24 protein-coding genes are annotated in these 25,230 nt (G+C 67.1%); 18 read left to right on the top strand and 6 right to left on the bottom strand.

All coding sequences use genetic code 11. From position 1 onward, the window contains the following. The first annotated feature begins 149 nt into the window (after positions 1-149). From ABB55_RS01760 to ABB55_RS01745, 4 genes are all read left to right on the top strand, one after another. A complete protein-coding gene (locus ABB55_RS01760; protein WP_200912080.1) occupies positions 150-1,535 on the top strand; it encodes a TadA family conjugal transfer-associated ATPase in 1,386 nt (461 codons plus the stop codon). Positions 1,536-1,546: 11 nt separating this feature from the next. Next, on the top strand, positions 1,547-2,521 hold the full coding sequence (locus ABB55_RS01755; protein ID WP_054357262.1) for a type II secretion system F family protein: 975 nt from the start codon (positions 1,547-1,549) through the stop codon (positions 2,519-2,521). Between the two features lie 11 nt (positions 2,522-2,532). Beyond that, positions 2,533-3,498 (top strand): type II secretion system F family protein, encoded by a 966-nt coding sequence (locus tag ABB55_RS01750; RefSeq protein ID WP_054357261.1) that lies wholly within the window; start codon positions 2,533-2,535, stop codon positions 3,496-3,498. Between the two features lie 128 nt (positions 3,499-3,626). Next, a complete protein-coding gene (locus tag ABB55_RS01745; RefSeq protein WP_244471949.1) occupies positions 3,627-4,253 on the top strand; it encodes a tetratricopeptide repeat protein in 627 nt (208 codons plus the stop codon). Between the two features lie 359 nt (positions 4,254-4,612). Here the strand turns inward: ABB55_RS01745 and ABB55_RS01740 are convergent, their stop codons facing one another. Continuing rightward, the gene (locus ABB55_RS01740) at positions 4,613-4,966 is read right to left on the bottom strand and encodes an ArsR/SmtB family transcription factor (RefSeq protein WP_054361783.1); all 354 of its coding nucleotides are present in this window, start codon (positions 4,964-4,966) and stop codon (positions 4,613-4,615) included. A 536-nt stretch (positions 4,967-5,502) separates the two neighbouring features. Beyond that, positions 5,503-6,438 (bottom strand): hypothetical protein, encoded by a 936-nt coding sequence (locus ABB55_RS01735; protein ID WP_054357260.1) that lies wholly within the window; start codon positions 6,436-6,438, stop codon positions 5,503-5,505. A 724-nt stretch (positions 6,439-7,162) separates the two neighbouring features. Between ABB55_RS01735 and ABB55_RS01730 the strand changes: the two genes are divergently transcribed. The 7 genes from ABB55_RS01730 (at position 7,163) to cuyB (ending at position 14,997) form a co-directional block, all read left to right on the top strand. Further along, the gene (locus ABB55_RS01730) at positions 7,163-8,182 is read left to right on the top strand and encodes an amino acid ABC transporter substrate-binding protein (RefSeq protein ID WP_054361782.1); all 1,020 of its coding nucleotides are present in this window, start codon (positions 7,163-7,165) and stop codon (positions 8,180-8,182) included. A 189-nt stretch (positions 8,183-8,371) separates the two neighbouring features. Further along, on the top strand, positions 8,372-9,565 hold the full coding sequence (locus ABB55_RS01725; RefSeq protein ID WP_054357259.1) for an amino acid ABC transporter permease: 1,194 nt from the start codon (positions 8,372-8,374) through the stop codon (positions 9,563-9,565). A 3-nt stretch (positions 9,566-9,568) separates the two neighbouring features. Then, positions 9,569-10,720 (top strand): amino acid ABC transporter permease, encoded by a 1,152-nt coding sequence (locus ABB55_RS01720; RefSeq protein ID WP_054357258.1) that lies wholly within the window; start codon positions 9,569-9,571, stop codon positions 10,718-10,720. A gap of 14 nt (positions 10,721-10,734) precedes the next feature. Next, a complete protein-coding gene (locus ABB55_RS01715; RefSeq protein WP_054357257.1) occupies positions 10,735-11,532 on the top strand; it encodes an amino acid ABC transporter ATP-binding protein in 798 nt (265 codons plus the stop codon). 552 nt (positions 11,533-12,084) lie between these two features. Beyond that, entirely contained in the window at positions 12,085-12,933 is an 849-nt protein-coding gene (locus ABB55_RS28640) for a substrate-binding periplasmic protein (protein WP_083463271.1), read from the top strand. 28 nt (positions 12,934-12,961) lie between these two features. After that, positions 12,962-14,287, top strand: coding sequence for a dicarboxylate/amino acid:cation symporter (locus ABB55_RS01705; protein WP_054357255.1), 1,326 nt, complete (start codon positions 12,962-12,964; stop codon positions 14,285-14,287). 5 nt (positions 14,288-14,292) lie between these two features. Then, entirely contained in the window at positions 14,293-14,997 is a 705-nt protein-coding gene (cuyB, locus tag ABB55_RS01700) for a cysteate racemase (protein WP_160321138.1), read from the top strand. Between the two features lie 25 nt (positions 14,998-15,022). Here the strand turns inward: cuyB and sseA are convergent, their stop codons facing one another. Further along, positions 15,023-15,880 (bottom strand): 3-mercaptopyruvate sulfurtransferase, encoded by an 858-nt coding sequence (gene sseA, locus ABB55_RS01695; protein ID WP_054357253.1) that lies wholly within the window; start codon positions 15,878-15,880, stop codon positions 15,023-15,025. 112 nt (positions 15,881-15,992) lie between these two features. Here sseA and ABB55_RS01690 point away from each other — a divergent pair, with 112 nt between their 5' ends. Both ABB55_RS01690 and ABB55_RS01685 read left to right on the top strand, forming a co-directional pair. Continuing rightward, a complete protein-coding gene (locus ABB55_RS01690; RefSeq protein ID WP_054357252.1) occupies positions 15,993-16,382 on the top strand; it encodes a rhodanese-like domain-containing protein in 390 nt (129 codons plus the stop codon). 138 nt (positions 16,383-16,520) lie between these two features. After that, positions 16,521-17,174, top strand: a complete 654-nt coding sequence (locus ABB55_RS01685; RefSeq protein ID WP_054357251.1) for a glutathione S-transferase family protein — start codon at positions 16,521-16,523, stop codon at positions 17,172-17,174. A 106-nt stretch (positions 17,175-17,280) separates the two neighbouring features. Here ABB55_RS01685 and ABB55_RS29485 read toward each other — a convergent pair whose 3' ends face one another. Beyond that, positions 17,281-17,913: a hypothetical protein gene (locus ABB55_RS29485; protein WP_152981890.1), complete on the bottom strand. Its 633-nt coding sequence runs from the start codon at positions 17,911-17,913 to the stop codon at positions 17,281-17,283. Positions 17,914-18,350: 437 nt separating this feature from the next. Here ABB55_RS29485 and ABB55_RS01675 point away from each other — a divergent pair, with 437 nt between their 5' ends. From ABB55_RS01675 to ABB55_RS01665, 3 genes are all read left to right on the top strand, one after another. Next, positions 18,351-19,385 (top strand): hypothetical protein, encoded by a 1,035-nt coding sequence (locus ABB55_RS01675; RefSeq protein ID WP_152981889.1) that lies wholly within the window; start codon positions 18,351-18,353, stop codon positions 19,383-19,385. 87 nt (positions 19,386-19,472) lie between these two features. Further along, complete coding sequence (locus ABB55_RS01670) at positions 19,473-19,904, top strand: DUF1489 family protein (RefSeq protein WP_054357249.1); 432 nt, start codon at positions 19,473-19,475, stop codon at positions 19,902-19,904. Positions 19,905-20,024: 120 nt separating this feature from the next. Beyond that, positions 20,025-20,399 carry a hypothetical protein gene (locus tag ABB55_RS01665; RefSeq protein WP_054357248.1) on the top strand — a complete coding sequence of 125 codons (375 nt, stop codon included), beginning with the start codon at positions 20,025-20,027 and terminating at the stop codon, positions 20,397-20,399. 46 nt (positions 20,400-20,445) lie between these two features. Here ABB55_RS01665 and panC read toward each other — a convergent pair whose 3' ends face one another. Further along, positions 20,446-21,330 (bottom strand): pantoate--beta-alanine ligase, encoded by an 885-nt coding sequence (gene panC, locus ABB55_RS01660; RefSeq protein WP_054357247.1) that lies wholly within the window; start codon positions 21,328-21,330, stop codon positions 20,446-20,448. A 485-nt stretch (positions 21,331-21,815) separates the two neighbouring features. On the opposite strand from panC, the gene ABB55_RS01655 reads away from it, so the two are divergent. Next, positions 21,816-22,562, top strand: a complete 747-nt coding sequence (locus ABB55_RS01655) for a hypothetical protein (RefSeq protein ID WP_083463270.1) — start codon at positions 21,816-21,818, stop codon at positions 22,560-22,562. Then, a complete protein-coding gene (locus ABB55_RS01650) occupies positions 22,559-23,293 on the top strand; it encodes a DnaJ domain-containing protein (RefSeq protein ID WP_054357246.1) in 735 nt (244 codons plus the stop codon). The genes ABB55_RS01655 and ABB55_RS01650 overlap by 4 nt, the downstream gene beginning before the upstream one ends. A 53-nt stretch (positions 23,294-23,346) precedes the next feature. Here ABB55_RS01650 and ABB55_RS01645 read toward each other — a convergent pair whose 3' ends face one another. After that, on the bottom strand, positions 23,347-24,891 hold the full coding sequence (locus ABB55_RS01645) for an SPOR domain-containing protein (protein ID WP_054357245.1): 1,545 nt from the start codon (positions 24,889-24,891) through the stop codon (positions 23,347-23,349). Positions 24,892-25,230: the final 339 nt, after the last annotated feature.

The following is a 25,230-nucleotide window of genomic DNA, read 5'->3' as shown; positions in this document are numbered from 1 at the left end:
TGCCTCGCATCGACGAGGTCCCGCCGCCGCCCGTCCCCTCGGCGGCCGGCACCGTGCACGAACTGCCGCCGCCGCCGGAGACCGCGCTGCCGCCACCGCCGCTGAAGGGACCCGACGTGCACGAGCAGAGAGCGCGGGTCGAAGAGGCGATGGCGATCGGCCCGGAGGAATTGCCGGCTGTCGAGGCGCCGCCGGCCGCGCCCGGTCCCCTGGTCGCCCCCAATGCGGCGCCGGCCGAGGCCGACCCGAACGCGACCCGTCTCTCCGCGAAGCTGCTCGACGCCCGTGTCCGTCTGCACCGGCGGCTGATCGAGGAGATCAATCTCTCCTCGCTCGAAAGACTGCCCGAAGCGGAGATGCGCCGCCAGGTCGGCCAACTGGTGCAGCAATACGTGGTCTCCGAGCGGATCGCGCTCAACGCCCAGGAACTGGAGATCTTCGTCAAGGAGATCATCGACGAGATGACCGGGCTCGGCCCGCTCGAGCCGCTGCTGCAGGACGATTCCATCGCCGACATCCTGATCAACGGCCACGAATGCGTCTTCGTCGAACGGCGCGGCATGCTGGAGCGCACGCCGACCCGGTTCAAGGACGAGCCGCATCTGCTGCGCATCGTCAACAAGATCGTCTCCGCGGTCGGCCGGCGCGTCGACGAAAGCCATCCGCTCTGCGACGCGCGCCTGCTCGACGGCAGCCGCGTCAACGTCGCCATCCGGCCGATCGCGGTCGACGGACCGTTGGTCTCGATCCGAAAATTCTCGAAGAAGAAGCTCTCGCTCGCCCGACTGGTCGAGGTCGACGCGATCCGCCAGCAGATGGCCGACGTGCTCGCCGCCGCGGTCAAGAGCAAGATCACGCTGATCATCTCGGGCGGCACCGGCTCGGGCAAGACGACGATGCTCAACGCCCTGTCGGCCTTCATCCCGGAGACGGAGCGGCTGATCACCATCGAGGACGCGGCCGAACTGCAGCTTCAGCAGCCGCATGTGGCGCGCATGGAGACCCGGCCGCCGAACATCGAAGGCAAGGGCGAGATCCGCCAGCGCGATCTGGTCAAGAACGCCCTGCGCATGCGCCCGGATCGCGTCATCCTCGGCGAGGTGCGCGGCGAGGAGGCCTTCGACATGCTCCAGGCCATGAATACCGGCCACGAGGGCTCGATGGCCACCATCCACGCCAACAATCCGCGCGAGGCGATCTCGCGCCTGGAGCAGATGCTCGGCATGTCGGCCATGCCGATGACGGTCTCGTCGATGCGCAGCCAGATCTGCGCGGCCATCCGGGTGATCGTGCAGTTGCAGCGCATGAGCGACGGCAAGCGCCGGATCACCTCGATCGCCGAGATCACCGGCATGGAAGGCGACATCCTGCAGATGCAGGAGATCTACAAGTATGTGCGCCTGAAGACCGATGCCGACGGCACCATCCACGGCCAGTTCGTCGCCACGGGCGTGCGTCCGCGCTTCCTCACCGAGCTGGTCGCCAAGGGGATCAACATCCCCGGCAGCCATTTCGATCCCTCGAAGCCGCTCTGAGGACCTGAGCCATGCCGGCCCTCGACCAGATCGATCCGATCTATCTCGTCTCCGGCTTCGTCGGCATCGCGGCCGTTCTGGCGGTCGAGGCGATCTATCTCCTGTTCTTCACCGGCGAGAGCTATCGTGACCGAGTCAACCGGCGCCTGCGCGTGCTGTCCGACAAGCCCAACCGCGAGGAAGCCCTGGTCATCCTGCGCCGTGAGCGCGGGTTGACCGGCGAGGGCTTCTACATGACCCGCGTCAAGGCCTTCAATCGCCTGGTGCTGCAGTCGGGCGTCACGCTCGGCCTCTACCGCGTCGCGCTGCTGATGGCCGGCGTCGGGGTCGCATCCGGGCTCGGCGTGTGGGTCTGGAAGCAGGAGCTCCTGTGGGCCGCGATCGCGGTGCCGCTGTTCGGCCTCGCCGTCCCGCTCTTCATGTTGCGCTGGCTGAGGGCGCGCCGGCACAACAAGTTCGCCGCCCAGTTCCCCGACGCGATCGACATCATCGTCCGCTCGCTCAAGGCCGGCCATCCGGTGCCGATCGCCATCGCCATGGTGGCCCGTGAGATGGGCGACCCGGTCGGTACCGAGTTCGGCATTCTGGCCGACGAGGTCACCTATGGCAGCGACCTCGAAACCGCCATGCGGAACCTGATGTTTCGCGTCGGCCAGGAGGACCTGCCGCTCTTCGTCACCGCCGTCGCCATCCAGGGTTCGACAGGCGGCAATCTGTCCGAGATTCTCGCCAATCTCAGCCGCGTCATCCGCGAGCGCTTCAAGATGCGGCGCAAGATCCGCGCCCTGTCGTCGGAGGGCCGCTTCTCGGCGCTGGCGCTGACCGCGATGCCGATCCTGTTCTTCTGCGCGGTGACCTTCACCAATCCGGACTTCTACGGCGGCATCATCCACCTCAAGGTGACCAAGATCGTGCTCGGTGTCGCCGGGACCTGGATGATGATCGGCAACCTGATCATGCGCCGCATGATCAACTTCCGGGTCTGAGGGCGGATGCCATGCTCGATTTGATCGACGACCTCCTCGCCGGCACCGATATCGGTGTCGTCCTGCCGAGCGTGTTCCTGTTCTGCGCCGTCGTCGCGGTGACCCTGGCGGTCGGCCAGTTCGTCCAGTCGCGCGGCACGATCCGGCGGCGTGCCTCGGAGGTCGGATCGCTCGACATCGACGTGACCGTCGACGATCCGCGCTCGCCGATGGCCGAGAGCCAGGCGTCCGGCCGCAAGTTGATGGAGCGCGTCGCCAAGAACTTTGTGCCCGACGACGTGCGCCAGGTCGCCAAGCTGAAGCGGCAGCTGCTGCAGGCGGGCTTCTACGAGCCGTCGGCGGTGGTCTGGTATTTCGTCGCCCGCGTCGGTCTGGCGCTCGCCTTCGGCGGCGGTGCCGCGGGGGCGCTGGCGACGGTGGATCTCACGCCGCAACTCTACTGGATGCTCCTCGGCGGGCTCGGCGTCCTCGGCTACCTGCTGCCGTCCTTCTATCTCGGCAAGCGCGTCAAGGCCAACATGGAGCAGCACCGTTCCGGCTTTCCCGACTTCATGGACCTGATGGTGGTCTGCGCCGATGCCGGCCTGTCGATGGAGTCGGCGATGGACCGCGTCGGCCGGGAACTCGCCCCGAGCTATCCGTCGCTGTCGGCCAATATCGCCATGACGACGCTCGAAATGCGGGCCGGGCGCACGCTCGGCGAGGCGCTCGACCATCTCGGCGACCGACTGGGGATCGCCGAGGCGCGTTCCTTTGCGACCCTTCTGCAACAGTCGGAAGAACTTGGTTCCAGCATGACCGAAGCGCTGCGGATCTACTCCGACGACATGCGTCACCAGCGGTTGAGCCGAGCCGAGGAGAAGGCCTATGCGCTTCCAGCCAAGCTTGTGATTCCCATGGGACTTTGCATCTTCCCGGTCTTGCTTCTGGTGACGATCCTGCCGGTCTACGTCCGGCTGAAGGGCTATTCGAACTGACCGGGCCGTGTGGCGCATCGACAATTCTTAACCGATCGGTGCTCTAGATCTTCTCAAAGGGCCGCGCCACGGCGCCGGCCGTGTCGGTGTGCGGAGTGGACGGGATGGGCTGGATTGGCGGGATGGGGATGCGCAGGCATCTGGGGCAGGCACCGGTGCCGCTCGATCTGCGGTCGGCTGGCCGAATCCTGGGTCTGGTCTGTTCGATGGCGCTGCTGGCCGGCTGCGAAACCGGCGCCATGCTGGTTCGCGGCGAGGCCGAAACGACCGGACTGAAGCCGGCGGCGGCCACGGTCGAACCGGCCACCACCGGCGCGGCCTCGCCCGCCGTGGCGGTCGACGACGCCGGCGCGGTCGCGGCGACCGGGCTGACGGGCGCCTCGCCGGTCGACCCGGTCAGCGTCGGCAAGCGCCATTTCCGGGAGGGGCATTTCGGTCTGGCCGAACAGTCCTTCCGCAAGGCGGTCGAGCTTGGGCCGCGCGATGCCGAGGCCTGGGTCGGCCTGGCCGCCTCCTACGATCGGTTGCGGCGGTTCGATCTTGCGGACCGGGCCTATGCGCAGGCGATCCGGCTTGCCGGTGCAAATCCGGTGATCCTGAACAATCAGGGCTATTCGTACCTGCTGCGCGGCGACCTTGTGCGGGCTCGCGCCAAACTCGCGCAGGCACGCGCCAAGGATGCCGGCAATCCGGTCATCGCGGCCAATCTGGCGGCGCTCGATGAAAGCATGAAGCTGGGCAAGGACATCCGATAGGGGGCGTCGCGCGGCGGTCGGCCGGGGCGTTCCGAGTGTCCTGACGGGCGACCGGTTCGACGGAGAGGCCACGGACGCGGCGCATCCGGCCTGAGGCCATGTCGACCGCCGCGCTGTTCACTTCTCGCGCAGCGGTCACGCGGTTCGCTCGGTGCGGAGACTCAAGTCTGCGTTCCGAGCGAACCGCCTGCATCGCGATGGGCCTGAGGGCGTTGTACAGGAACGCCGTTTCGGCTCGAAGATCGTGGGCGTCGTCGCCAAAGCGCGGCGGTTCCGCCGCAAACGATGCCTTCTCTGGCCCAAACCGCCGGCAATTCCGGGGAACCTGTCGCCGACGGAGCGGGGCCGCATTCCTTCCCTTACGACTGATACATCCGGATCATCGTTCGAATGATTTCCCGAACGGAGTCGCTTGCAAGGGAATAATAGACGAGCTTGCCTTCCCGGCGCGTCTGAACCAGTTCGTCGGCGCGCAGGCGCGCCAGCTGCTGGGAGACGGCCGGTTGCCGGATCGCAAGCATGCTCTCAAGTTCGGTCACCGATCGCTCCCGCTCGCCGAGCAGGGCAAGAATGACCAAACGCCCCTCATGGGCCATTGCCTTCAACAGCTCGCTGGCTTCGCGGGCGTTGGCAACGAGGGCGGTCGGCTGCGGGCCTCCCGCGTTCGGTAGACCAGCGGGTGTTGTCGCCAACACAGTCGCGTCAAGTGCCATCAAGAGGTGATCTCCGTCCGAGAGTCATACTCAGGTTGCCCAGGTGTTGCGCGCCCGCATGCACAACAACTGGATGAAAACGTCGAGGAACCATTCAACAGATTGCCCATGAACAGCCCGACATTCCGGAATGGTAGTTCACCAAATCGCTTTATGCAATGCGATCAGGGAAAGAAATAAACTAACATACATGTAGTACAAAAATCCATGTTGACGCAAAAACCTGTCAGCACACGTAGGAATGATTGTATGCGGAAAGTTCATGTCATTGTCACATGCGGAAAAAATTAAGTATGAAGTGCTGGTTTGTCTGAATATATGGCAACCATGCGGGAACGGATGCTTATGCATTTTACTCCGGGGCGAGGGCTGGGAAACTTAAAGTCAGCATTGTATCGTTATAGGATATCAAGAAATTACGATCTGATCCGTCAGTCTGATTGGGAATCCGAGCGGGTTCTCGGCCATGCCTTATTGGTGGGGCAGCCCTGAATTTCGAGCAAACCGCGTGTACAAACTAGAAATAGTTGTTCCTCCTAGCCTTCCCTTGTGCCGATGCGCGAGTATACCGCCTTGGCAATCAACGGAAGTGCGTAGATCGGAAACTGGGCCAGCGCGAAGTAGGCCCATGTATCGGCCGGCGTGATCCCCGATATCGCCCCGACGATCAGTCCCAGGTTGCGGTTGCCACCGCACCAGCCCAAGGCAAGGGCCGTCGACCGGCCGAACGGCCGACAGAGCGCGGTCTGGATCAGAATGCCGCCCACGGCCAATCCGATGCCGAGCGCCAGGATGCCGCTCATGCGGAAGGGCTCGGCCAGGAAGCGCGCGGCGATGCCGTCCATGGAGCCGATGGCGAAGATCGCCAGCGGGAAGATCATCAGGCCGGTGAGCGATTGCCGGTGCCGGAGGATTCGCTCGCTGCCGAGCCCAGCGCGGATCGCGGTTGCGAGAACGACGGCGGGGCCGACGATCATGGCGAGGCGCCAGGCCAGGGCGGTGGCGTCGACCGGGAAATCGACGCCCAGACCGCCGGCGATCAGCGGAATCAGGACCGGCGCGACGAGCGTCAGGCCGAGACACAGCGCCAGGGCCGGCGCGGCGTCGAGACCCAGGAGGGCGGCGAAGGCCGGCGCGGACAAGGTCGGCGGCGCGAAGGCGAAGATGTAGAGGCCGAGCATCAGCCCGGGGCCGAGCGCGGGGCCGATGACCGGTTCCAGCCCCAGGACCAAGGCCGGCGTTGCCAGCGACATGGCGACGGCTCCGACCAGGAGGGGAAGCGGCCGGCGCAGCGTTCCGGCCAGCCGGGCCGGCTCCACCATCAACAGGGCGAGCGTCAGGATGCAGGCGACGAACGAGCCGAGCCAGGGTCTGACCTGGGTCGCAAGATCGGGCAGAAGCAGGCCGGTGAACACCGACGCCGCGGAGAGGGCGGTGCCGTGACGGCCCATCCAGGACAGAATGGCCTGCAATCAATCCTCCTGCCCGGTCGCGGCTCGAGACCCGTCAACGCAACCGGCGGACGGGCGACGGCGCCCGGAACGGCCGGTCTCGTCTGCCGATCGGATCGCCCCGACGGCCGCGGTCCGCCGGCGCGTGTCGATGCCGGTGCTTATCCGGTTGGCATGTGCATCGGAAGTGGGCGCATCGCATCGACCGATGCTGCGTCGCACGCACCGACGATCCGGCTCCGCGGTCATCGCAGTCTCGCTCGGACTGGGCGCGCATGGCGGTGGCCTGTGCAGGGCCCGTGCGCGCCCGGCGATCGCCGATTGAGGGGATGTCGGTTCGATCGCCCGGGTGTCGCCGCTCCGGCGCGGAGATACGGGGTTCCCGACCGTCGCGCGCCCTGCGTCTCCAGCCTGTCAGGCAGCTAACGCCGCCCAGTCCCCGATTCGACCGGCCTCCCCTTGACCCCTGGTCGGAATTGGCCTGTGATATCCACGGGCAGGAGGCTTTTCTTGGGAGGAGCGTTCTGCCGGGTCGCGATCGCCGAGCGCCGAAACCCTGTTGGTCCGGGCCTTCCGGGCAGATGGGAGATGCCCGCTTCCGCAGATGTCGCCCGGGACTGCGCCGCGCATGTGACGCCGCGCTGGCGCCCCGGGATTGGCACGGATCTTGTGGGGGAGGGCGCGCTCGCCGGCCGTGAAGGGATGCGATGTGAATTTTTCCGAAGGCAACAGCAAGGGCTCGAACATGAAAACCAAATTCGTCACGGCGGCGCTCGGTGCCGTGCTCGGTTTCGCTGCCGCGACCACGGCGTCGGCGGGGACGCTGGACGACGTGAAGACCAAGGGCTTTCTGCAATGCGGCTCCAACACCGGACTGACCGGCTTCGCGCAGCCGGACACCTCCGGCAACTGGACCGGCCTTGATGTCGAAATGTGCCGTGCCATCGCGGCGGCCATCTTCAACGATCCGAACAAGGTCAAGTTCACTCCGCTGACCGCCAAGGAGCGCTTCACCGCGCTGCAGTCCGGCGAGGTCGATCTGCTCGTCCGCAACACCACCTGGACCATGTCGCGCGACACGTCGCTCGGCCTCAAGTTCGCGGGCGTCAACTATTATGACGGCCAGGGCTTCATGGTTCGCAAGAGCCTGAACGTCACGTCTGCCCTGAATCTTTCGGGGGCCTCGGTCTGCGTGCAGACCGGCACCACGACCGAGCTGAACCTCGCCGACTTCTTCCGTTCCAAGGGTATGAAGTACGAGCCGGTGGTGTTCGAGAAGAGCGACGAGGTCAACAAGGCCTACGATTCGGGCCGCTGCGACGCCTTCACGACGGACGCATCGGGTCTCTATTCCGAGCGCCTGAAGATGACCAATCCGGGCGACCACATCGTTCTGCCCGAGATCATCTCCAAGGAGCCGCTCGGCCCGCTGGTCCGCCAGGGTGATGATGCCTGGTTCAACGTGGTCAAGTGGACGCTCAATGCCATGCTCACCGCCGAGGAACTCGGCGTGACCAAGGCCAATGTCGACGAGATGCTGAATTCGACCAATCCGGACATCCGCCGCCTGCTCGGCAAGGAAGGCAAGTACGGCGAGGGCATCGGCCTGTCCAACGCCTGGGCCTACCAGATCGTCAAGCATGTCGGGAACTACGGCGAGTCCTTCGAGCGGACCGTCGGCCAGGGCTCGCCCCTCAAGATCGCGCGCGGCGTCAACGCGCTCTGGTCGAAGGGCGGCCTGATGTACGCCCCGCCGATCCGTTGATCGCGATGGCTGCGGCCCGATCCTTGCCGGATCGCGGCCGCGGCATCCGCGGGGCGCACCGTGCGGAGCTCCGGCCTTCGGGCCGGTCCGCGGCGGGCGCGACCCGCGGAGGGATCTCGACAACGACAGGACATCCGGCGGGGCCGGTCGGGACGGCGCAACGTCGTCGGGGCCGGACAAGGAGGGGCGATGGCATTAGCGGATGGGCCCGCAGCGGGCGAAGCCAAGGTCGTTTGGTATAATGATCCAGTCGTGCGTGGTCGCATCTTCCAGGGATTGACCCTTGCTTTTGTGGTCTTCCTGACCTGGGGCATCATCCACAATACCGCCGTCAATCTGCAGAGCCGGAACATCGCCCAGGGGTTCGGATTCCTCTCGACGACCGCCGGCTTCGATATCGCGCAATCCCTGATCAGCTATCCTCAGGACGCGGATTACGGCCGCGCCATCCTGGTCGGTCTCGTCAACACCGTCCTGGTCGCCGTGCTCGGCGTGATCCTGGCCACCATCTTCGGCTTCATCGGCGGCGTGGCGCGGCTCTCGTCCAACTATGTCGTGCGCAAGCTCGCCACCAGCTATGTCGAGATCGTGCGCAACGTGCCGCTGCTGCTCCAGATCTTCTTCTGGTACTTCGGCGTTCTGCGCGTCCTCCCGGGTCCGCGCGACTCCATCCAGCCGATCCCGGGCTGGATCTTCCTGAACAATCGCGGCCTGATCATGCCGCAGGTCACGATGACCAAGCTGACCGCGGACGCGATGTTCTATGCGGTGCTGGCCGCGATCGTGGCGATCTTGGTGCTGCGCAGCGTGTTCCGCAAGCTGCAGGAGCGCACCGGCACCCAAGCCCCTGTCTTCCTGATTTCGCTCGCCGTCCTGATCGCGTTTCCGGTCGTCGCCTATCTGGCGACGGGTGCCGGCATCACGCTGACGGCGCCGGCCAAGTCGACCTTCAACATCACCGGCGGCACCCGGGTGATCCCGGAATTCATGGCGCTTCTGATGGCGCTCGCCTTCTATACCGGCGCCTTCATCGCCGAGATCGTCCGCGCCGGCATCCTGGCGGTCAGTCATGGCCAGACCGAGGCAGCGTCTTCGCTCGGCCTGAAGCCGAACAACATCCTTCGCCTCGTCGTCGTGCCGCAGGCGCTGCGCGTGATCATCCCGCCGCTGACCAGCCAGTATCTGAACCTGACCAAGAACTCCTCGCTCGCGGTCGCGGTCGGCTATCCCGACCTGGTCTCCACCGGCGGCACGGTGCTGAACCAGACCGGACAGGCCGTCGAGGTGATCGCCATCTGGATGGTCATCTATCTCGGCACCAGCCTGACCACATCCGCCTTCATGAACTGGTACAATGCCAAGATGGCGATACGGGAGCGCTGAGCGATGACCATGACATCAGCCTCCGATACCGCACCGATCGCCTTCGTGCGCCACGAAATGGTCCAGGCCGAGCCGCCGCCGCCGAGCATGGTCGGCATGCAGGGCTGGTTGAAGAAGAACCTCTTCTCGACCCCCGGCAACATCCTCCTGACGGCCGTGGGGTTCTTCCTTGCCGCCTGGCTCATCTGGCAGGTGGTCGATTTCGCCATCGTGCGCGCCGTCTTCGTCGGCACAAGCGGCGAGGACTGCCGCAAGTCGCCCGATGTCGGCGCCTGCTGGCCCTATGTGCAGGCTTACTGGAAACTGTTCGTCTACGGCCGCTATCCGATCGCGGAGCGCTGGCGGGTCGACCTGACCGGTCTGGTCTTCGTGGTGCTGCTGGTGCCGCTGATGATCCCGGCGGCGCCGCTGAAGCGGCTGAACGTGATCCTGTTCTTCTTGATCTTCCCGGTCTTCGCCTTCTCGATGCTGGTCGGCGGCTGGTTCGGTCTGCCCCATGTCGAAACGGCGCTGTGGGGCGGCGTGCTGGTCAGCCTCGTGGTGGCGGTCACCGGCATCGTCATGTCGCTGCCGCTCGGCGTCCTGCTGGCGCTCGGACGACGGTCGAAGATGCCGGTGATCCGGCTACTCTCGACCATCTTCATCGAGTTCTGGCGCGGCGTCCCGCTGATCACCGTGCTGTTCATGGCCTCGAACATGCTGCCGCTGTTCATGCCGGCCGGCGTCGACGTCGACAAGCTGCTGCGCGCCCTGATCGGCGTCTCGCTGTTCTCCGCCGCGTATATGGCGGAGGTGGTGCGCGGCGGCCTGCAGGCGATCCCGAAAGGCCAGTATGAGGGCGCCATGGCGCTCGGCCTCAGCTACTGGCGCATGATGGGCCTCGTCGTGATGCCGCAGGCGCTGAAGCTGGTCATCCCGGGGATCGTCAACACCTTCATCGGCCTGTTCAAGGACACCACCCTGGTGTCGATCGTGTCGATCTTCGACCTGCTCGGCATGATCAATTTCACCCGGACCGATTCGGCCTGGGCCGCCCCGACAACCGCCATGACCGGCTACCTCGTCGCCGCCGTCTTCTACTGGGTCTTTTGCTTCGGCATGAGCCGGTATTCGATGTTCATGGAAAACCGCCTCAACACCGGCCACAAACGCTGAACGGAGCTTCCGCCATGTCCGACAACACCGTCTCCGCGATCGAGCTCAAGGCCGACCGGTCCAAGATGAAGGTCTCCGACGAGACCGCCGTGAAGCTTGCCGGCGTCAACAAGTGGTACGGCGATTTCCATGTCCTCAAGGACATCAATCTGACCGTGATGAAGGGCGAGCGGATCGTCATCTGCGGCCCGTCCGGCTCCGGCAAGTCGACCATGATCCGCTGCATCAACCGCCTGGAGGAACACCAGAAGGGCCAGATCGTCGTCGACGGCATCGAACTGACCAACGATCTGAAGAAGATCGACGAGGTGCGGCGCGATGTCGGCATGGTCTTCCAGCACTTCAACCTGTTCCCGCACCTGACCATCCTGGAGAACTGCACCCTCGCGCCGATCTGGGTCAAGAAGATGCCCAAGAAGGAAGCCGAGGAGGTGGCGATGCACTACCTGAAGCGGGTGCGCATCCCCGAGCAGGCGAACAAGTATCCGGGACAGCTCTCGGGCGGCCAGCAGCAGCGTGTCGCGATCGCCCGGTCGCTGTGCATGAACCCCAAGATCATGCTGTTCGACGAACCCACCTCGGCGCTCGACCCGGAAATGGTCAAGGAAGTGCTCGAAGTCATGATCAGCCTTGCCGAATCCGGCATGACCATGCTGTGCGTGACCCACGAGATGGGCTTCGCCCGCCAGGTCGCCAACCGGGTCATCTTCATGGATGCCGGCCAGATCATCGAACAGAACGAGCCGGAAGCCTTCTTCGGCAATCCGCAGCATGAGCGGACCAAGCTGTTCCTGAGCCAGATCCTGCACTGATCGAACGACGACATCCCGGGAAGGACGGTCCCCGGCCGCCTTCCCGGGCCTTGCTTCAGCTTGGAATCCCCCGCGGCTGTCGATGCGCTCGATGCGCTGCCGTGCCGTGCCGGACGCGGCCCATGATGCGAAGGCCGCAGCCTCACGTGAGGGCCGGGCCGCATGAGCGGCCGTCGTCGGCCGAACGCCACAACATCACAATGAATGCCTCCGAACGCGCAGGCGCCGGGCGACATGCCCGGTCGGGCCTTGCATAGGCCGTGGCCTCGATCCTTGGCGCGCCCGATCCGCCTGTTGCGCGGCCGAGGGGGCAGGGCCAGCCGCGTCTCGCGTCGGTGATGCCGGCATTCCGTTGATGCGCGCCGTCATGGGCGCCGGGTTCCTGACCGATCCGCAAGGAGCCTCGCGCCCGGCACGAAAGGTGGCCTTCACATTCAAGAATGCCGGCGGCGCGACGTCGGTAACAGTCTGCAAAAGTTCCGGTTTGGCCGTTGCATGCGACAGGGCGCCTGTGTATGAAACGTTTACCATTGAACAAACGAGTACTCTGCCTTGTCTCGCGGACCGACACGTCGGCTTTTTCTGGCAGCGCCGTTTGGGATCGCGCTGGCATCAACGGCAACGGTGCCGGGGCAAGCGTTGACTCAAGACGAAACTGACCTTGCGAAGCTGATATCCAGAGGAAAGCTCCGCGTCGTCGTTCCTTCGTTCGAGTCGCCTCCGTTTTTCTACAGACGAGATGGAACACCGGCCGGAATCGACATCGATCTTGCTTCGGCAATGGCGACCGCGCTCGGGGTTGAACTCGAACTCGATCGTCGTCCGGCAAGCTTCAACGATGCCGTAGATGTCATCATCCGAGGTGAGGCCGACCTCGCTGTATGCAAACTGAGCCGTACCCTGAACCGCGCGCGGGTGATCCGCTATTCGCAGCCTTACGCGCGGTTGAGCCACGGATTGATCGCCAATCGCGTTCGTTTTGCCGCTTTGCTAGGCACGCGCAAAATTGAGACTGTTATCCGCAAATTCGACGGCCGAATGGGCGTCATTGCGAAATCGTCCTTCGCCGAGTTCGCCCGACGCAATTTCCCGAATGCGAAGCTGGTCGAGTTCGCGTCCTGGGGCCATGTGCTGGACGGCGTGCGCAGCGGCGATGTCGATGCCGCCTATCGCGACGAGTTCGAGATCAAGCGTGTACTGCTCGACGATCCGTCGCTGACGCTCGTCGCCCGTTCGGTGACGCTGACCGATCTGACCGACACGATCGGGATCGGCATCGCGCCCGGTGCCTCGCATCTCGCCGCCTATGTCGACACCTTTCTGGCGCTGACCGACCGCTCCAACGCCCTGTCGGCCGACGAGATCCTCCGACACTACAAGCTCGCCGAGAAGCCGGCCTAACCTGCAGAGACCATCCGAGGAACCGGACATGAAGACCGATCGGATCGTTTCGATCCTGCAATCGCCGGTGTCGGTATTCGCCTTCATTGGTGGCGGCGTCCTGTTCGGGATCAAGTATCCCGATCTGTCCCGCGATCTGGCGCCGCTCGGACAGACCTATCTGAGCCTGCTCAAGATGGTCGTGCTGCCGTTCATCGTCTCGTCGATCATCTTCTCGGTCCGTGCCCTGATCCGGGACCCGGGTTCGTCAAAATATCTGCTCCGGATCGTGGCCGCGATCCTGCTGGTGTCGTTCATGTCGGTGGCGGTCGGCGGCACGCTGGCGCTGACCTTGAAGCCGGGCGAGATTCAGGACCAGCAGACGCGTCTGGAGTTCGGCAAGCTGGTCGCCCGCGACAACGGCGTCGCCACCGACCTGCAGATGACGCTAGCGGAACCCTCGAAGGCGCCGGATGCGCATAGCCCCTTCGCATATGTCGTCGAGTTGGTGCCGAGCAACATCTTCAACGCGCTCGCCAGCGGCGACACGCTGAAGGTTCTGTTGTTTTCGATCCTGTTCGGGATCGCCGTAGGGCATGTGCCGCATACCGTTTCGGCCAGTCTTGCCGATGCGCTCGACACGGTCTACCGAGCCTGCATCGTCCTGACCCGCTGGTTCAACGTGCTCCTGCCCTTCGCGTCCTTTGCGATGATCGCCGAGCAGGTTTCGAATCTGGGCCCGCAATCGCTTCTTGTGATGCTCGACTATCTGCGTGTGATGGGCATCGCGACGCTGGTCTTCGTCAGCGCGTCCCTGATCATCGTCTCGTTCGCCACCGGCATGTCGATCTGGCGTGTCTTCCGCGAGCATCAGAACGTTTTCATGATGGCGATCGCCACGCGCTCCAGTGTCGCGTGCATTCCGGTCATGATCGAACTTCTCTCGGAGCGGCTGCAGTTCCGGCGCACCGTGGTCGAGCTGATGGTGCCGTTGCAGACCGCGCTGCTGCGCGCCGGGCCGATCATGGTCTATGTCATCGGCACGCTGTTCATCGCCCAGCTCTATGGCCGGGACCTGCGTCCGGAGGAACTGGTCCTGCTCGGCCTCTCCTCCGTCCTGCTCGGCCTGACCACGGCGGGCATGTCGGGGATCGTGATCATCTCGCAGATGTCGATCCTGTGCGGCTACTTCGCGATCCCGTTCGAGGCCGCCTTCGTCCTGTTCATCGCCGTCGAGGCGGTGTCCGACACGTTCCGGACCCTGACCCTGGTTTCGACCATCACGGCCGCCACGGCTGCGGTGTCGCCGCTCGATCCCCGTGCCGACCCGATCGAGGATCTGGACTTCGATCTGGTCTCGCGCCCGGCGGCGTGATGTCGATGCCGGTGCGTCCCAGGCTCGGTGTGATCGGCGGGCTCGGGCCGATGGCATCGGCGGACTTCTATCGCAAGATCGTGGAACTGACGCCGGCCCGCGAGGATGCGGAGCACCTGCCGCTGGTCCTGCTCAGCCTGCCGCAGATCCCGGACCGGTCCGGCGCCATCCTTGCCGAGACCGATGCGCCGCTGCCGGCTCTGAGGCAGGCCGTCGAGACGCTCGACGGCCTCGGCGTCGAGGCGATCGCCATCGTCTGCAACACGGCCCATCACTGGTACGACGAACTGACCGGATCGGCGCGCTCGACCCTGCTGCACATTGCCGATTGCGCGATCGCGGAACTGGCGGTCCATCGCGTCGCCGGGCCGGTCATGATCCTGGCGACGCGTGGGACGCTGCAATCCGGCTTCTACCAGCGCAAGCTCGCCGCGGCCGGCTATTCGGTCTGCACGGCCTTCGACATCGCCGCCCAGGCGGAGGTCGACACGGTCATCGCCCGGGTCAAGGCCGGCGACCTCGTCGGCGCCCGGACGGTCATGTCCGACGTGGTCGAAGCCGCCGCGGCGGCCGGCGTCAAGGCGGGACTGCTCGCCTGTACGGAGCTGCCGCTGGCGGCGGAGGGCCTGGCCTCGCCCGACATGGTCCTGATCGATCCGACCGCAGAATTGGCGCGTGCCTGCCTGCGGCGCTTCGGCATTGCGGTCTGAGGCCGACCGTTCCTCGGGATGCGCCTCAGGCCGGGCCGGTGACGACTTCGGTCTCCGAATGGCCGCCCCATTCGGACCACGAGCCGTCATAGAGGCCGAGCCGGTTGTGGCCGAGCGTCTCCAGGGCGAGCCAGAGCACGGCGGCGGAGACGCCCGATCCGCAGGTCGTCACGATCGGCCGGTCGAGATCGACGCCGCCCGCAGAAAAGGCCGCGGCGATGGCGGCCGGTTCGGCCAGACGGCCGTCGACGACCAGGTTGGCATAGGGCACGTTCAGGGCGCCGGGCATGTGGCCGGACCGCAGACCCGGACGCGGCTCGGGTGCCTCGCCGGCGAAGCGGGCGGCCGGGCGTGCGTCGACGACCTGATGCGAGCCGGCGGCGAGCGCGCGGCGCACGTCCTCCAGGTCGCGGACCATGCCGTGGTCGAAGCGGGCGGTGAAATGGGCCGGCTGGCGCCGGGTCGGTTCGTCGGTCAGCAGGCGGCCCTCGGTCTTCCACTTCGGCAGGCCGCCGTCGAGGATGACCACGTCGCGCGCCCCGAAGATGCGGAAGGTCCACCAAACCCGCGGCGCGGCGAACAGGCCGAGGCCGTCATAGACGACGATGCGCATGCCGTCGCCGATGCCGAGCCGGCGCACGGCGGAGGAGAAGACCTCCGGGCTCGGCAGCATATGCGGTAGCGGGTTGCTCTCGTCCTTGACGGCGTCCAGGTCGAAATGCACCGCGCCCGGAATGTGGGCGGCGCGATACTCGGCCGCGCCGTCGCGCTCCATCGTCGGCAGATACCAGGAGGCGTCGACCACCACGACGTCCGGCGCCTCGAGATGGTCTGCGAGCCATTCCGTCGAGACGAGGTGGTTCGAGCGATCCGCGGCCGGCATGGGCGTCTCCTGTGAGGTCGGGCCGATGGTGATAGGGCCGCCGGCGCACCTTGTCGAGCCGGCCCGGAACGCTACCTGTCCCGAGCGACCCATCAACGCGGAGATTTCGCCCGTGCCACAGACCATTACGACCGGATGTAGGGCCCTGGTCGAGGCGGCCGAACGTGAGATCGAGACCCTGTCGGTCGAGGCGGCGGCGGATCTGTCCGGTCGCGACGATACCGTTTTCGTGGACCTGCGCGACCCGCGCGAACTGGAACGGGAGGGTCGCATGCCGGGTGCCTTCCATTGCCCTCGCGGGATGCTCGAGTTCTGGATCGATCCGGAGAGCCCCTATCACAAGCCGGTCTTCGCCGAGGACAAGCGCTTCGTCTTCTTCTGCGGCGGCGGTTGGCGGTCGGCGCTGGCCGCCAAGGCGGCGCAGGATATGGGTCTGAAGCCGGTCGCTCATGTGGCGGGCGGATTCTCGGCCTGGAAGAAGGCGGGCAAGCCGGTCGCCTGACCTTGCCGGGGCGGGACGGTTCGATCCGACTTCCGAAATCATCAGTCCGGTTGAAGGGCGGGTTCAAGCATTCGCGTTGGACCGCGCCTGCCCGCCGTGATTGCCTGCTGTCCATCGCAACACGGAGGGATCCGGCCCATGCGGCTCGTCATCGCCAACAAGCTCTATTCGTCCTGGTCCCTGCGCCCGTGGCTGGTCGCGGCACATTTCGGCATTCTGTTCGAGGAGATCGTCATCCCGCTCGATCAGCCGGACACCCATGCCCGCATCCTGGAGCATTCGCCGAGCGGCCGCGTGCCCTGCCTGATCGACGGCGACCTGCATGTCTGGGAATCGCTCGCGATCATCGAATATCTCGCCGAGACCTTCCCGGATCACGCCATCTGGCCGCGCGACCGGGAGGCGCGCGCGCTGGCGCGGTCGATCTCCAACGAGATGCATGCCGGCTTCCAGGGCTTGCGCAAGGCCTGCCCGATGAACCTGCGGCGGGATTTCGCCTGGCGCGACTTCGGTCGCGAGGCGTCCGAGAACGCGGTCCGCATCGTCGAACTGTGGCGCGACGCGCGTCGCCGGCACGGGGCCGCCGGGCCGTTCCTGTTCGGCGCCTTCTCGGCAGCCGATGCCATGTATGCGCCGGTGGTGATCCGCTTCAACGGCTACAACTGGCCGGTCGAGCCGGATATCCGCGCCTACATGGACGCCGTGCTGACCTTGCCGGCCTTCGAATCCTGGCTTGCCGCCGCCCGCAAGGAGACCTGGATCGTGCCCTCCGACGAGATCGAGCCGGTCTGACGCTCCCGAATGGCATGCCGCCGCCGACCCGGGCGAACCGGGCCGGCGGCTGATCGTCAGATCGAAGGCAGGGCGTCAGGCCGAAGCGCAGGGGCGGGCCGTCGGGTCACTGCACATAGAGGCGATGCCCGCCCGGATGCTGCCAGTGCGGATGGTGGCCGGCATGAGGGCGGTAGACCCAGGGCTGCCAGACATATCCGCCGTTCCAGTACGGGCGGTGATGGTGGTGCGGCGGGCGAACCACATAGACCTGCCCGCCATAGACGGGCGGGCGGACGACGTACCCGTTGCCGCCATAGCTCTGGCCGTAACCCTGGCCATAGCCACCGCCATACCCGCCGCCATAGCCACCGCCGTAGGAACCGCCTTGGCCGTAGCCGCCGCCATAACCCTGGCCGCCGCCATAGCTGCCCTGGGAGCCGCCATAGCCGCCCTGGGATTCGTAGGTCTGTCCGTAGCCGCCGCCATACTGGGCCTGGAGCAGCGTCGACGCACTGCCGCTCGCGGTCGCTCCGTCCGCCTCGCCCGACGCCGAGTCGGTGGCAGCGGGAGCCTCTTCGCCGTTGTCCTGGACCGCGCCGGCCGGCGGGATCAGGTCCTCGTCGGCGCCGGCGGTATCGGCAACCGTCGTCAGTCGGGCGGCATCTCCGGCCGTCGCGGTGCCGGAGGCGGCCTGGGCGACGCCGGCGAGAGCGGTGGAAAGCAGAAGGGCGGCAGCGGATGCGATGAGGGGACGCATGGTGTCCTCGATTCGGGGACGGGTTCGGCCGCACGGGATCGTGCGGGCCGTAGCGGGTTGCCTCCGGACGAGCTGTCCGGACGCAACGGACTCTGCGGAGCCGCCGGGGCGGTCCGGTTCGGCCCGCTGCCGAGAGCGAGCCGAGGCTTCGAAGGCGTGTTATGGATCGGGCGGTTCGCGGTTCGACGTTGCCGTGCAGCGGGCACCGCCGGTTCGGACGCGGGGCAGGTGGGGCGGGGATGGGCTTCGCGCAGGCGGCGCTGCCGTCGCTTGGGGCGACAGGAGCGCCGGGGACTGGCGCTTCGTCACGACCTTGACCTCGGTGAGGGTTCGCGGGATGGGGACAAGTATCGTCCCGCCAAAATGAATGCACACGGAATCAAGATGTTGGCTGGGGTTCATCGAGGCGGCGCCGGGGCGTCGAAAGGATGGCGGCGGTGCGGCGATTGATCGTCCACATCGGGACGCCGAAAGCGGCATCGACCAGCCTGCAGGCGTGGCTGGCTGGCGAACGGTCCCGTCTGGCGGCCGTGGGGATCGACTATCCGGCTCTGGCGCAAGCGGATTCCGGCCATCGCCGGCTCGCACTCGGGCTTGAAGGCACGCTCGGCCAGGCCGCGCGGCAGAAGGAGATCGAGCGGCTCAGCCACGTGCTCGCCGGGACGCCGGCCGATGCGGTGATCCTGTCCGCCGAGCAGTTCGAGGGCGCCCCTGAGCCGGCCGACGTCCCCGGACTGATCGCCGCCATTGCCGCACGGCATGGCTTCCGACCGCTCGCCCTGGCCGTCGTCCGCCCGCGGCCCGGCTACCTCAACGCGGTCTATGCGCAGCATGTCCGCCGCCTGTTCACGGCCGAGCGCTTCGGCCCCTTCTCGGTGCGGATGGAAGGCCATCCACGGTTCGAGTATCCACGACGGTTCAAGCCATGGTCCGATCGCAAGGACATGGACTTTGCGGCGATTCCTCTCACGGCGTCTGAGCTTTCCGGGGGCATCGGTCCGCGCCTGCTCGCGGCGGCGGGTCTCGCCGCGCCGCCCGATGCCGGTCCCGCACCGCGGCTCAACGTGACGCCGGGACCCGCGACCATCGAGGCGTTCCGGCGGCTCGCCGCGCAATCGGGGCGTCGGCGCCTCGGGCGTTGCGACGGCCCGGCGCGGGCAGCGCTGGAAACCGCCGCCGAGGCCGCCGGATGGAACCGCAGCCGTTTCTCGGGCCTTGCTGCCGATCTCGCCGCCCGAATCGAGGCCCGTTTCGCCGACGCGGACGACGCCTTCGCGCGTCGTTTCTGGGGACGCTCCTTCGCGGAGGTTTTCGCCGGCGAGCGCGCAGCATCGGCCGGCTCGAACGAATGGAACGGCCCGGCGCCCGAATCGGCCGCCATCGACGATCTCGTCGCCGACATCCTGGCCCGGTACGGCCGCCCCGAACGGGTGAGCGAAAGGCTGACCCGACGCTGGCGCATCCCCGGCTGAACCCGTCGCCGCCGGCGGAACGAATTCGGGTGGACAAGTGCCGGGGGTGCGGTTGACGGCGGCGGACCGACGGCGTTTCGTCGGCCCATGACCCTCAACCTCTTGAAGCTCTGCGTCGGTTGCGACAGCGTGCGCGACCTCACCGACTGGGTGGACGAGCGGCTGGCCGAGAAGCGGCGGCTCGGCCAGGAGCCGGTCCATATCCATCGCACGCGCCAGATGCCGAAGCGCCGCGACGAGATCCTGGAGGGCGGCTCGCTCTATTGGGTGATCAAGGGCAGCATCATGCTGCGCGAACCGATCGTCGACCTCCGCCAGGTGACCGACGAGAATGGCGTGCCGCATTGCGACATCGTGCTGACCGGCGCCTTCGTTCAGGTCGAACCCCGCCGCTTCCGGCCGTTCCAGGGCTGGCGCTATCTCGATCCGAAGGAGGCGCCGGCGGATCTGCGCTCGGCCGGCGCCCGCGATCTGCCGCCGGAATTCGTCAAGGAACTGGCCGTGCTGGGCCTGCTGTGAGTGGGTCCCTTTCGGGCCGCTGACCAGGGCGACGCGGTGCGACTTCCTCAAGCCGGTTCGCCGCGCTAGGATCGCGTCTCCAGGGTCGCCGGGTCGGCGGCCGGTTTTCGGACTTCGATCATGGCTCGCACGCTCGCGCTCATCACCGTCACCGTCCTGGCCAGCCTCGGCGCCACCGCGTCGGCCTCGGCCGCCGAATGTGTCGGCGCGCGCAACAATCCGGCCTTCTCGTCGAGCGCGGCCACCGGCGCCGCAGATCCCTGCCGCAGCGCGGCGAAGCCGGCCGTGACCGCGACGGCCCGTCCGTTGCCGGCCGGCAAGCCCAATCCCTCCGCGCTCGACATTCCCGCCAAGACGCCGAAGGCGAAGACCGAGACCACCACCTCGGTGGACGACCAGGGTCGCACCGTCTACCGCACCGGCGAGACCGAGGTCCGGGTCGGCGGGTATGTCCGGGTCGATGCGGTCAGCCGTTCCGGCAATCTGAAGCCCTGACGGCAGACCGGCCGCGTCGGCGCGGCCAGCCGTCTTGGGACTGGCGTCAAACGGCGCAATTGTCGATCAGGCGGGTCCGGCCGAGCCAGGCGGCCACCAGCAGGCGCAGCGGCCGGCCGGACGCGGACCCGTCGGGCACGGGTTCCAGGGTCTGGGCATCGCGCAAATCCAGGTAATCCAGTGCCCGGAATCCGGCCGCCAGAATGGCGCGGCGCCCGTCGTCGAGGGCCTGGTCCGGGGTCACGCCGCCGCGCAAGGCCGCCGCCGTCTGCATCAGCACGTCGTGCAGGACCGGCGCGATATCGCGTTCCTCAGGGCTCAAATAGGCGTTGCGCGACGACATGGCGAGGCCGTCCGGCTCGCGCACCGTCGGCGCGCCGACAATCTCGACCGGCAGCCCGAGATCGCGCGCCATGCGGCGCACCACGGCGAGTTGCTGGTAGTCCTTCTCGCCGAAGATGGCGAGGTCGGGATTGGCGGCGATCAGCAGTTTGGACACCACGGTCGCCACGCCGCCGAAGAAGTGCGGCCGCGTATCCGATTCCAGGCCGAGCGCCGGACCGGCCGTCTCGATCCGGGTCGCGAAGCCCGGCGGATACATCTCGGCGGCCGAGGGCGCGAAGACCAGATCGGTGCCGAGCAGTTCCAGAAGCTCCATGTCGCGCACCTCGGTGCGCGGATAGCTCTGGAAATCCTCGTGCGGGGCGAACTGGGTCGGATTGACGAAGATCGAGACGACCACTCGCTCGGCCCGTTCGAAGCCGATCCGGACCAGGGACAGATGCCCGTCATGCAGGGCGCCCATGGTCGGCACCATCGCGATGCGGTCGCCGGTGCGCCGCCAACCGGTGACGCGGGCGCGCAGTTCGGCGACGGTGCGAACGATGGCCGGCCCGGTCGCGGCGTGGGCGGCGGCGGTATTCGTCTCCATGCGTTTCCCTCAGGCGTCTCTGTTTGTCATCCTGGTGGTCAAAATCTGCCAGTTGCGTCCCGCAAATGCCGGATTGAATCGACCACGCGGTCAAAGAGTGAGCGGTTCGGATTCCCGAGGCGGATGGGTACCATCCGTCTCGATCGCACCACTAGGGTCCGTCGACCGGTCGGGGCTTCGCGCGCCATGGTCGCATGGACCGGAGGCGGAGTCCTGGGGGACGGAGCGTGCCCGACGTCGCAACCGCGGCGGCGGGTCGTCACGCGCCCGGAACACGGCCCGGGCAGTGCAGGCCTTCTCCCCTTCGTGGCGGCAGTCCGATCACTCCGCGCCCGGCCTCCCGCACCGCGAACCGGCGCCGCGGAGGAAAATCCCGAGATCGGGCTTTTCCGGGGCATGGCTCGATGCCACTTTGAAAGAGGGCGCGTCTCCGAGCCGTTTCGGCGACACGGAGCGTTCGGGCGTCGGCGAGGAGAGATTCAGGCATGGTCGACGACCGCGACGGACGCCCGACAATGCGGGCCGGCGAAAGCCTCGAGCGATCGGCGCGGGGTGCGCATGCGGTCGAAGACTTTCTTGCCGAAGCCGCACGCCTGGCACCGCGGGCCGGCGCCGGGCGGCTGGTCTTTTCGCTCGACGCGACCATGAGCCGCCAGCCGACCTGGGACCGCGCGGCCGAACTCCAGGCCGGCATGTTCGACGAGGCGGTCGGGCAGGGCGGGCTGCTGGTCAGTCTGGTCTATTTCCGGGGCATCGGCGAATGCCGGTCGAGCCGCTTCGTCGGCGACGCGGCGGCGCTGAAACGCCTGATGAGCGGCATCGAATGCCGCAGCGGTTTCACGCAGATCGGCCGCGTCCTCGGCCATGCCGCCGCGACGGCGCGCGAGGCGCCTTTGGCCGCTCTGGTCCATGTCGGCGATGCCGCCGAGGAGGATATCGACGAGTTGGCCGGCCGGGCCGGGGACCTGGCCCTGCTCGGCGTCAAGGCCTTCATGTTCCAGGAGGGCGACGATCCGGCCGCTGCGAAAGCCTTCGCGGAGATCGCCCGTCTGACCGGCGGCGCGCATTGCCGCTTCGACGCCGGGTCGGCCGGTCGGCTGGCCTCGTTGCTCAGGGCCGTTGCAGCCTATGCCAGCGGAGGCTATCCCGCACTGGCGCGCGCCGCAGAGCGCGGCGGCGAGGGGGCGCGCCTGCTCGTCGGTTCGCTCGGTCGGGACCGTGGAGCATCATGAACACCATCTTCCTCGGCGTCGCCGCCCTGCTCGCATTCCTCTTGATGGCGAAGAGCTTCGCGAACGCCAATCCGACCTTGCTGGCACGCGGCTTCAAGCAGGTCATCGGTCTGACACTGCTGATTTTTTCCGGATTTTTGCTGATGACGGGACGCTATCTGGTCGCCATCCCGCTGGTCGTGTTCGGGCTCGGCCTGCTGTTGCCGAAGCTGCTTCAGGCGCGCACCGGCTCGGCTGCGGCCGACGACGACGCGGCCGAAGCGGGACGCCGGTCGTCGGTGCGCACGGCCATCCTGGACATGGAACTCGATCACGATTCGGGGGATCTGCGCGGCCGGGTGCTGGCCGGCCCCTTTGCCGGCCGCGATCTGGCCGGGCTAACGGCCGACGACCTCCGGCACCTCTGGCGGGACCTCCGGTCCGATCCGGAAAGCCGTGCTCTGCTAGAGGCTTATCTGGATCGCCGGGATCCCTTCTGGCGTGAAGACCTGAACGGCGACACGGCATCGGGGCATGGCGGCGCGGCGGCTGCGGGCGCGATGACAGAGCAGGAGGCTTACAAGATTCTTGGCCTTGAGCCCGGAGTTGGCGAGACCGAAATCCGAGACGCGCATCGGCGCCTCATGAAGGCGGTTCATCCCGATCACGGCGGCTCGACTTTCCTGGCGGCGAAAATCAACGAGGCCAAGGACCGACTCATCGGGAAGCATCGCACGCGCTCCAATCACTGATCACTCGACAAGGGGAAACCGGGTGGCTCCGGGGCAGGACCCCGGCCTCCCACTCATTGACGCAAGGCAAGACAGGCGTAGTTGCTGCGCTTCAGACTGGCGCAGGCGGCATTGGCGGCGGCCTGGTCGGCAAAGCCGGCGAAGCGCGCGCGATAGAAGGTCGAACTGCCCTTGGAAACCGCCTCGGCCACCGGATGGCTGCCGGAGAGGGCACCGCCGACCTGACCGCGGGCCTTGGTCAGCAGGGCCTTGGCGGCCGATTCCGTGTCGACGGCCGCGATCTGCACCATCCAGCCTTTGGTGCCGGATGCGGCATCGCTCTTGACCGGGTCCGGCTTCGCGCCCGCATCCGGCTTCGCCGTCTCGGCGCGGCGCGGGTCGGGCTTGCGGCCGGCAGGGTCGACCGACCGCGTCACGATGGCGTCGATCTCGCGTTCGCCGACGGTGCGACGCGGATCCGCATAGCCGCTCGCCGTGCTGCCGGGGATGGCACCGGGCGGGGTCAGGCCGGCGGAGCGGACGGCCGTGCTCGAAGACGCCGGCGCTGCGGGGGCCGGCGCGGGACTGGCGGCGGCGGTCAGCGTCGGCATCGAGAAGGCGGACACGCTCGCTGCGGCGGTACGGGTGCCGACGGAGGGCGGCAGGATCGAGATCGGCTCATAGGCGGGCCGCGACCCGGCCTCCGGCAGCAGGATCGCCTTGGCCATGGCGACCGCGGCGCCGCGCTCGATCGGCGCGCGCTCCTCGGTCCGGGTGACGGTGCCGTCGATCGACGCAACCTTGTCGCCGCCGGCCTTGCGGGTCGGGGCCGGCGCGTCGTCGCGGCCGGTATCGTTGATCGCGAAGGTCTTCGACCCGCGGCTGGCCGAAGGCAGATAGGTCTCCAGCAGCTGCGCCATGTGGTTGTCGCGCGAACGGCCGGTCGGCCCGCCCATCACGGCGGCGACGAGGTGCCGGCCGTCGCGGCGGATCGAGCTGACCAGGTTGAAGCCGGACGCCTGGGTGTAGCCGGTCTTGATGCCGTCGATGCCTTCGACGCGTCCGAGCAGCCGGTTGTGATTGCCGATCACGCCGCCGCGCCAGGCGAAGGCACGGGTCGAGAAGAATCGGTAGTAGTCCGGGAAGCGGTCCTGCAGCGCGAGGCCGAGCGTCACCATGTCCTTGGCGGTGGTGATCTGGCCCGGATTGGGCAGTCCGGAAGCGTTGCGGAAGGTCGTGTCGCTCATGCCGATCCGGCGGGCGGTCCGGGTCATCCGCGCCGCGAAGGCATCCTGCGAGCCGGACAGGTTTTCGGCGATCACCACCGCAACGTCATTGGCCGACTTGGTGACCAGCGCCCGGATCGCGTCGCCGACCTCGATCGTATCGCCCGGACGCAGACCCAGCTTCGACGGGGCCTGGTTGGAGGCGAAGGCCGAGACCTCGAAGGGCGTGTCGAGCTTGACGCGGCCGCGCTCCAGTTCCTCGAACAGGACATAGAGCGTCATCATCTTGGTCAGGGACGCGGGATAGCGCTGCGCATCGGCGTTGCGGGAGAACAGCACCTTGCCGGTCTTGCCGTCGACCACAAACGCGGCGTAGCGGCCGCTCTCGCCCATGGACTCCGACTTCGCAGCGGCATTTCCGCCGGGCGCGGCCGTTCCACGCCGATGCCGGCGCGCGGCATCCGCCTCGACGACAGACGCGCAAAAGACCACCGTTGCGAGAATCGCCGCCATGAGGCGGCCCCGCCCGAACAGACGATTGTGATGCACTTTCCCGTCCCCGGTTGCAGCGGCCGGATATTCCTGATCCGGTCGGACTTCACGCCGGGACGCCTGATCTGACGCCCACACTCCACACGGCCAGCCCGCCACGTCCCGGTTCGTTGTCCGGGTCGGTCTCACCGGCAGCCATCGTCTGACCCGAGATCGGGGCCGGATGGTGGCGCCAGCGGT

It is taken from the genome of Prosthecodimorpha hirschii (assembly GCF_001305515.1).
In the GTDB taxonomy this organism is placed as follows: Bacteria; Pseudomonadota; Alphaproteobacteria; order Rhizobiales; family Ancalomicrobiaceae; genus Prosthecodimorpha; species Prosthecodimorpha hirschii.
This window is presented reverse-complemented; position numbering and strand designations above follow the sequence as displayed.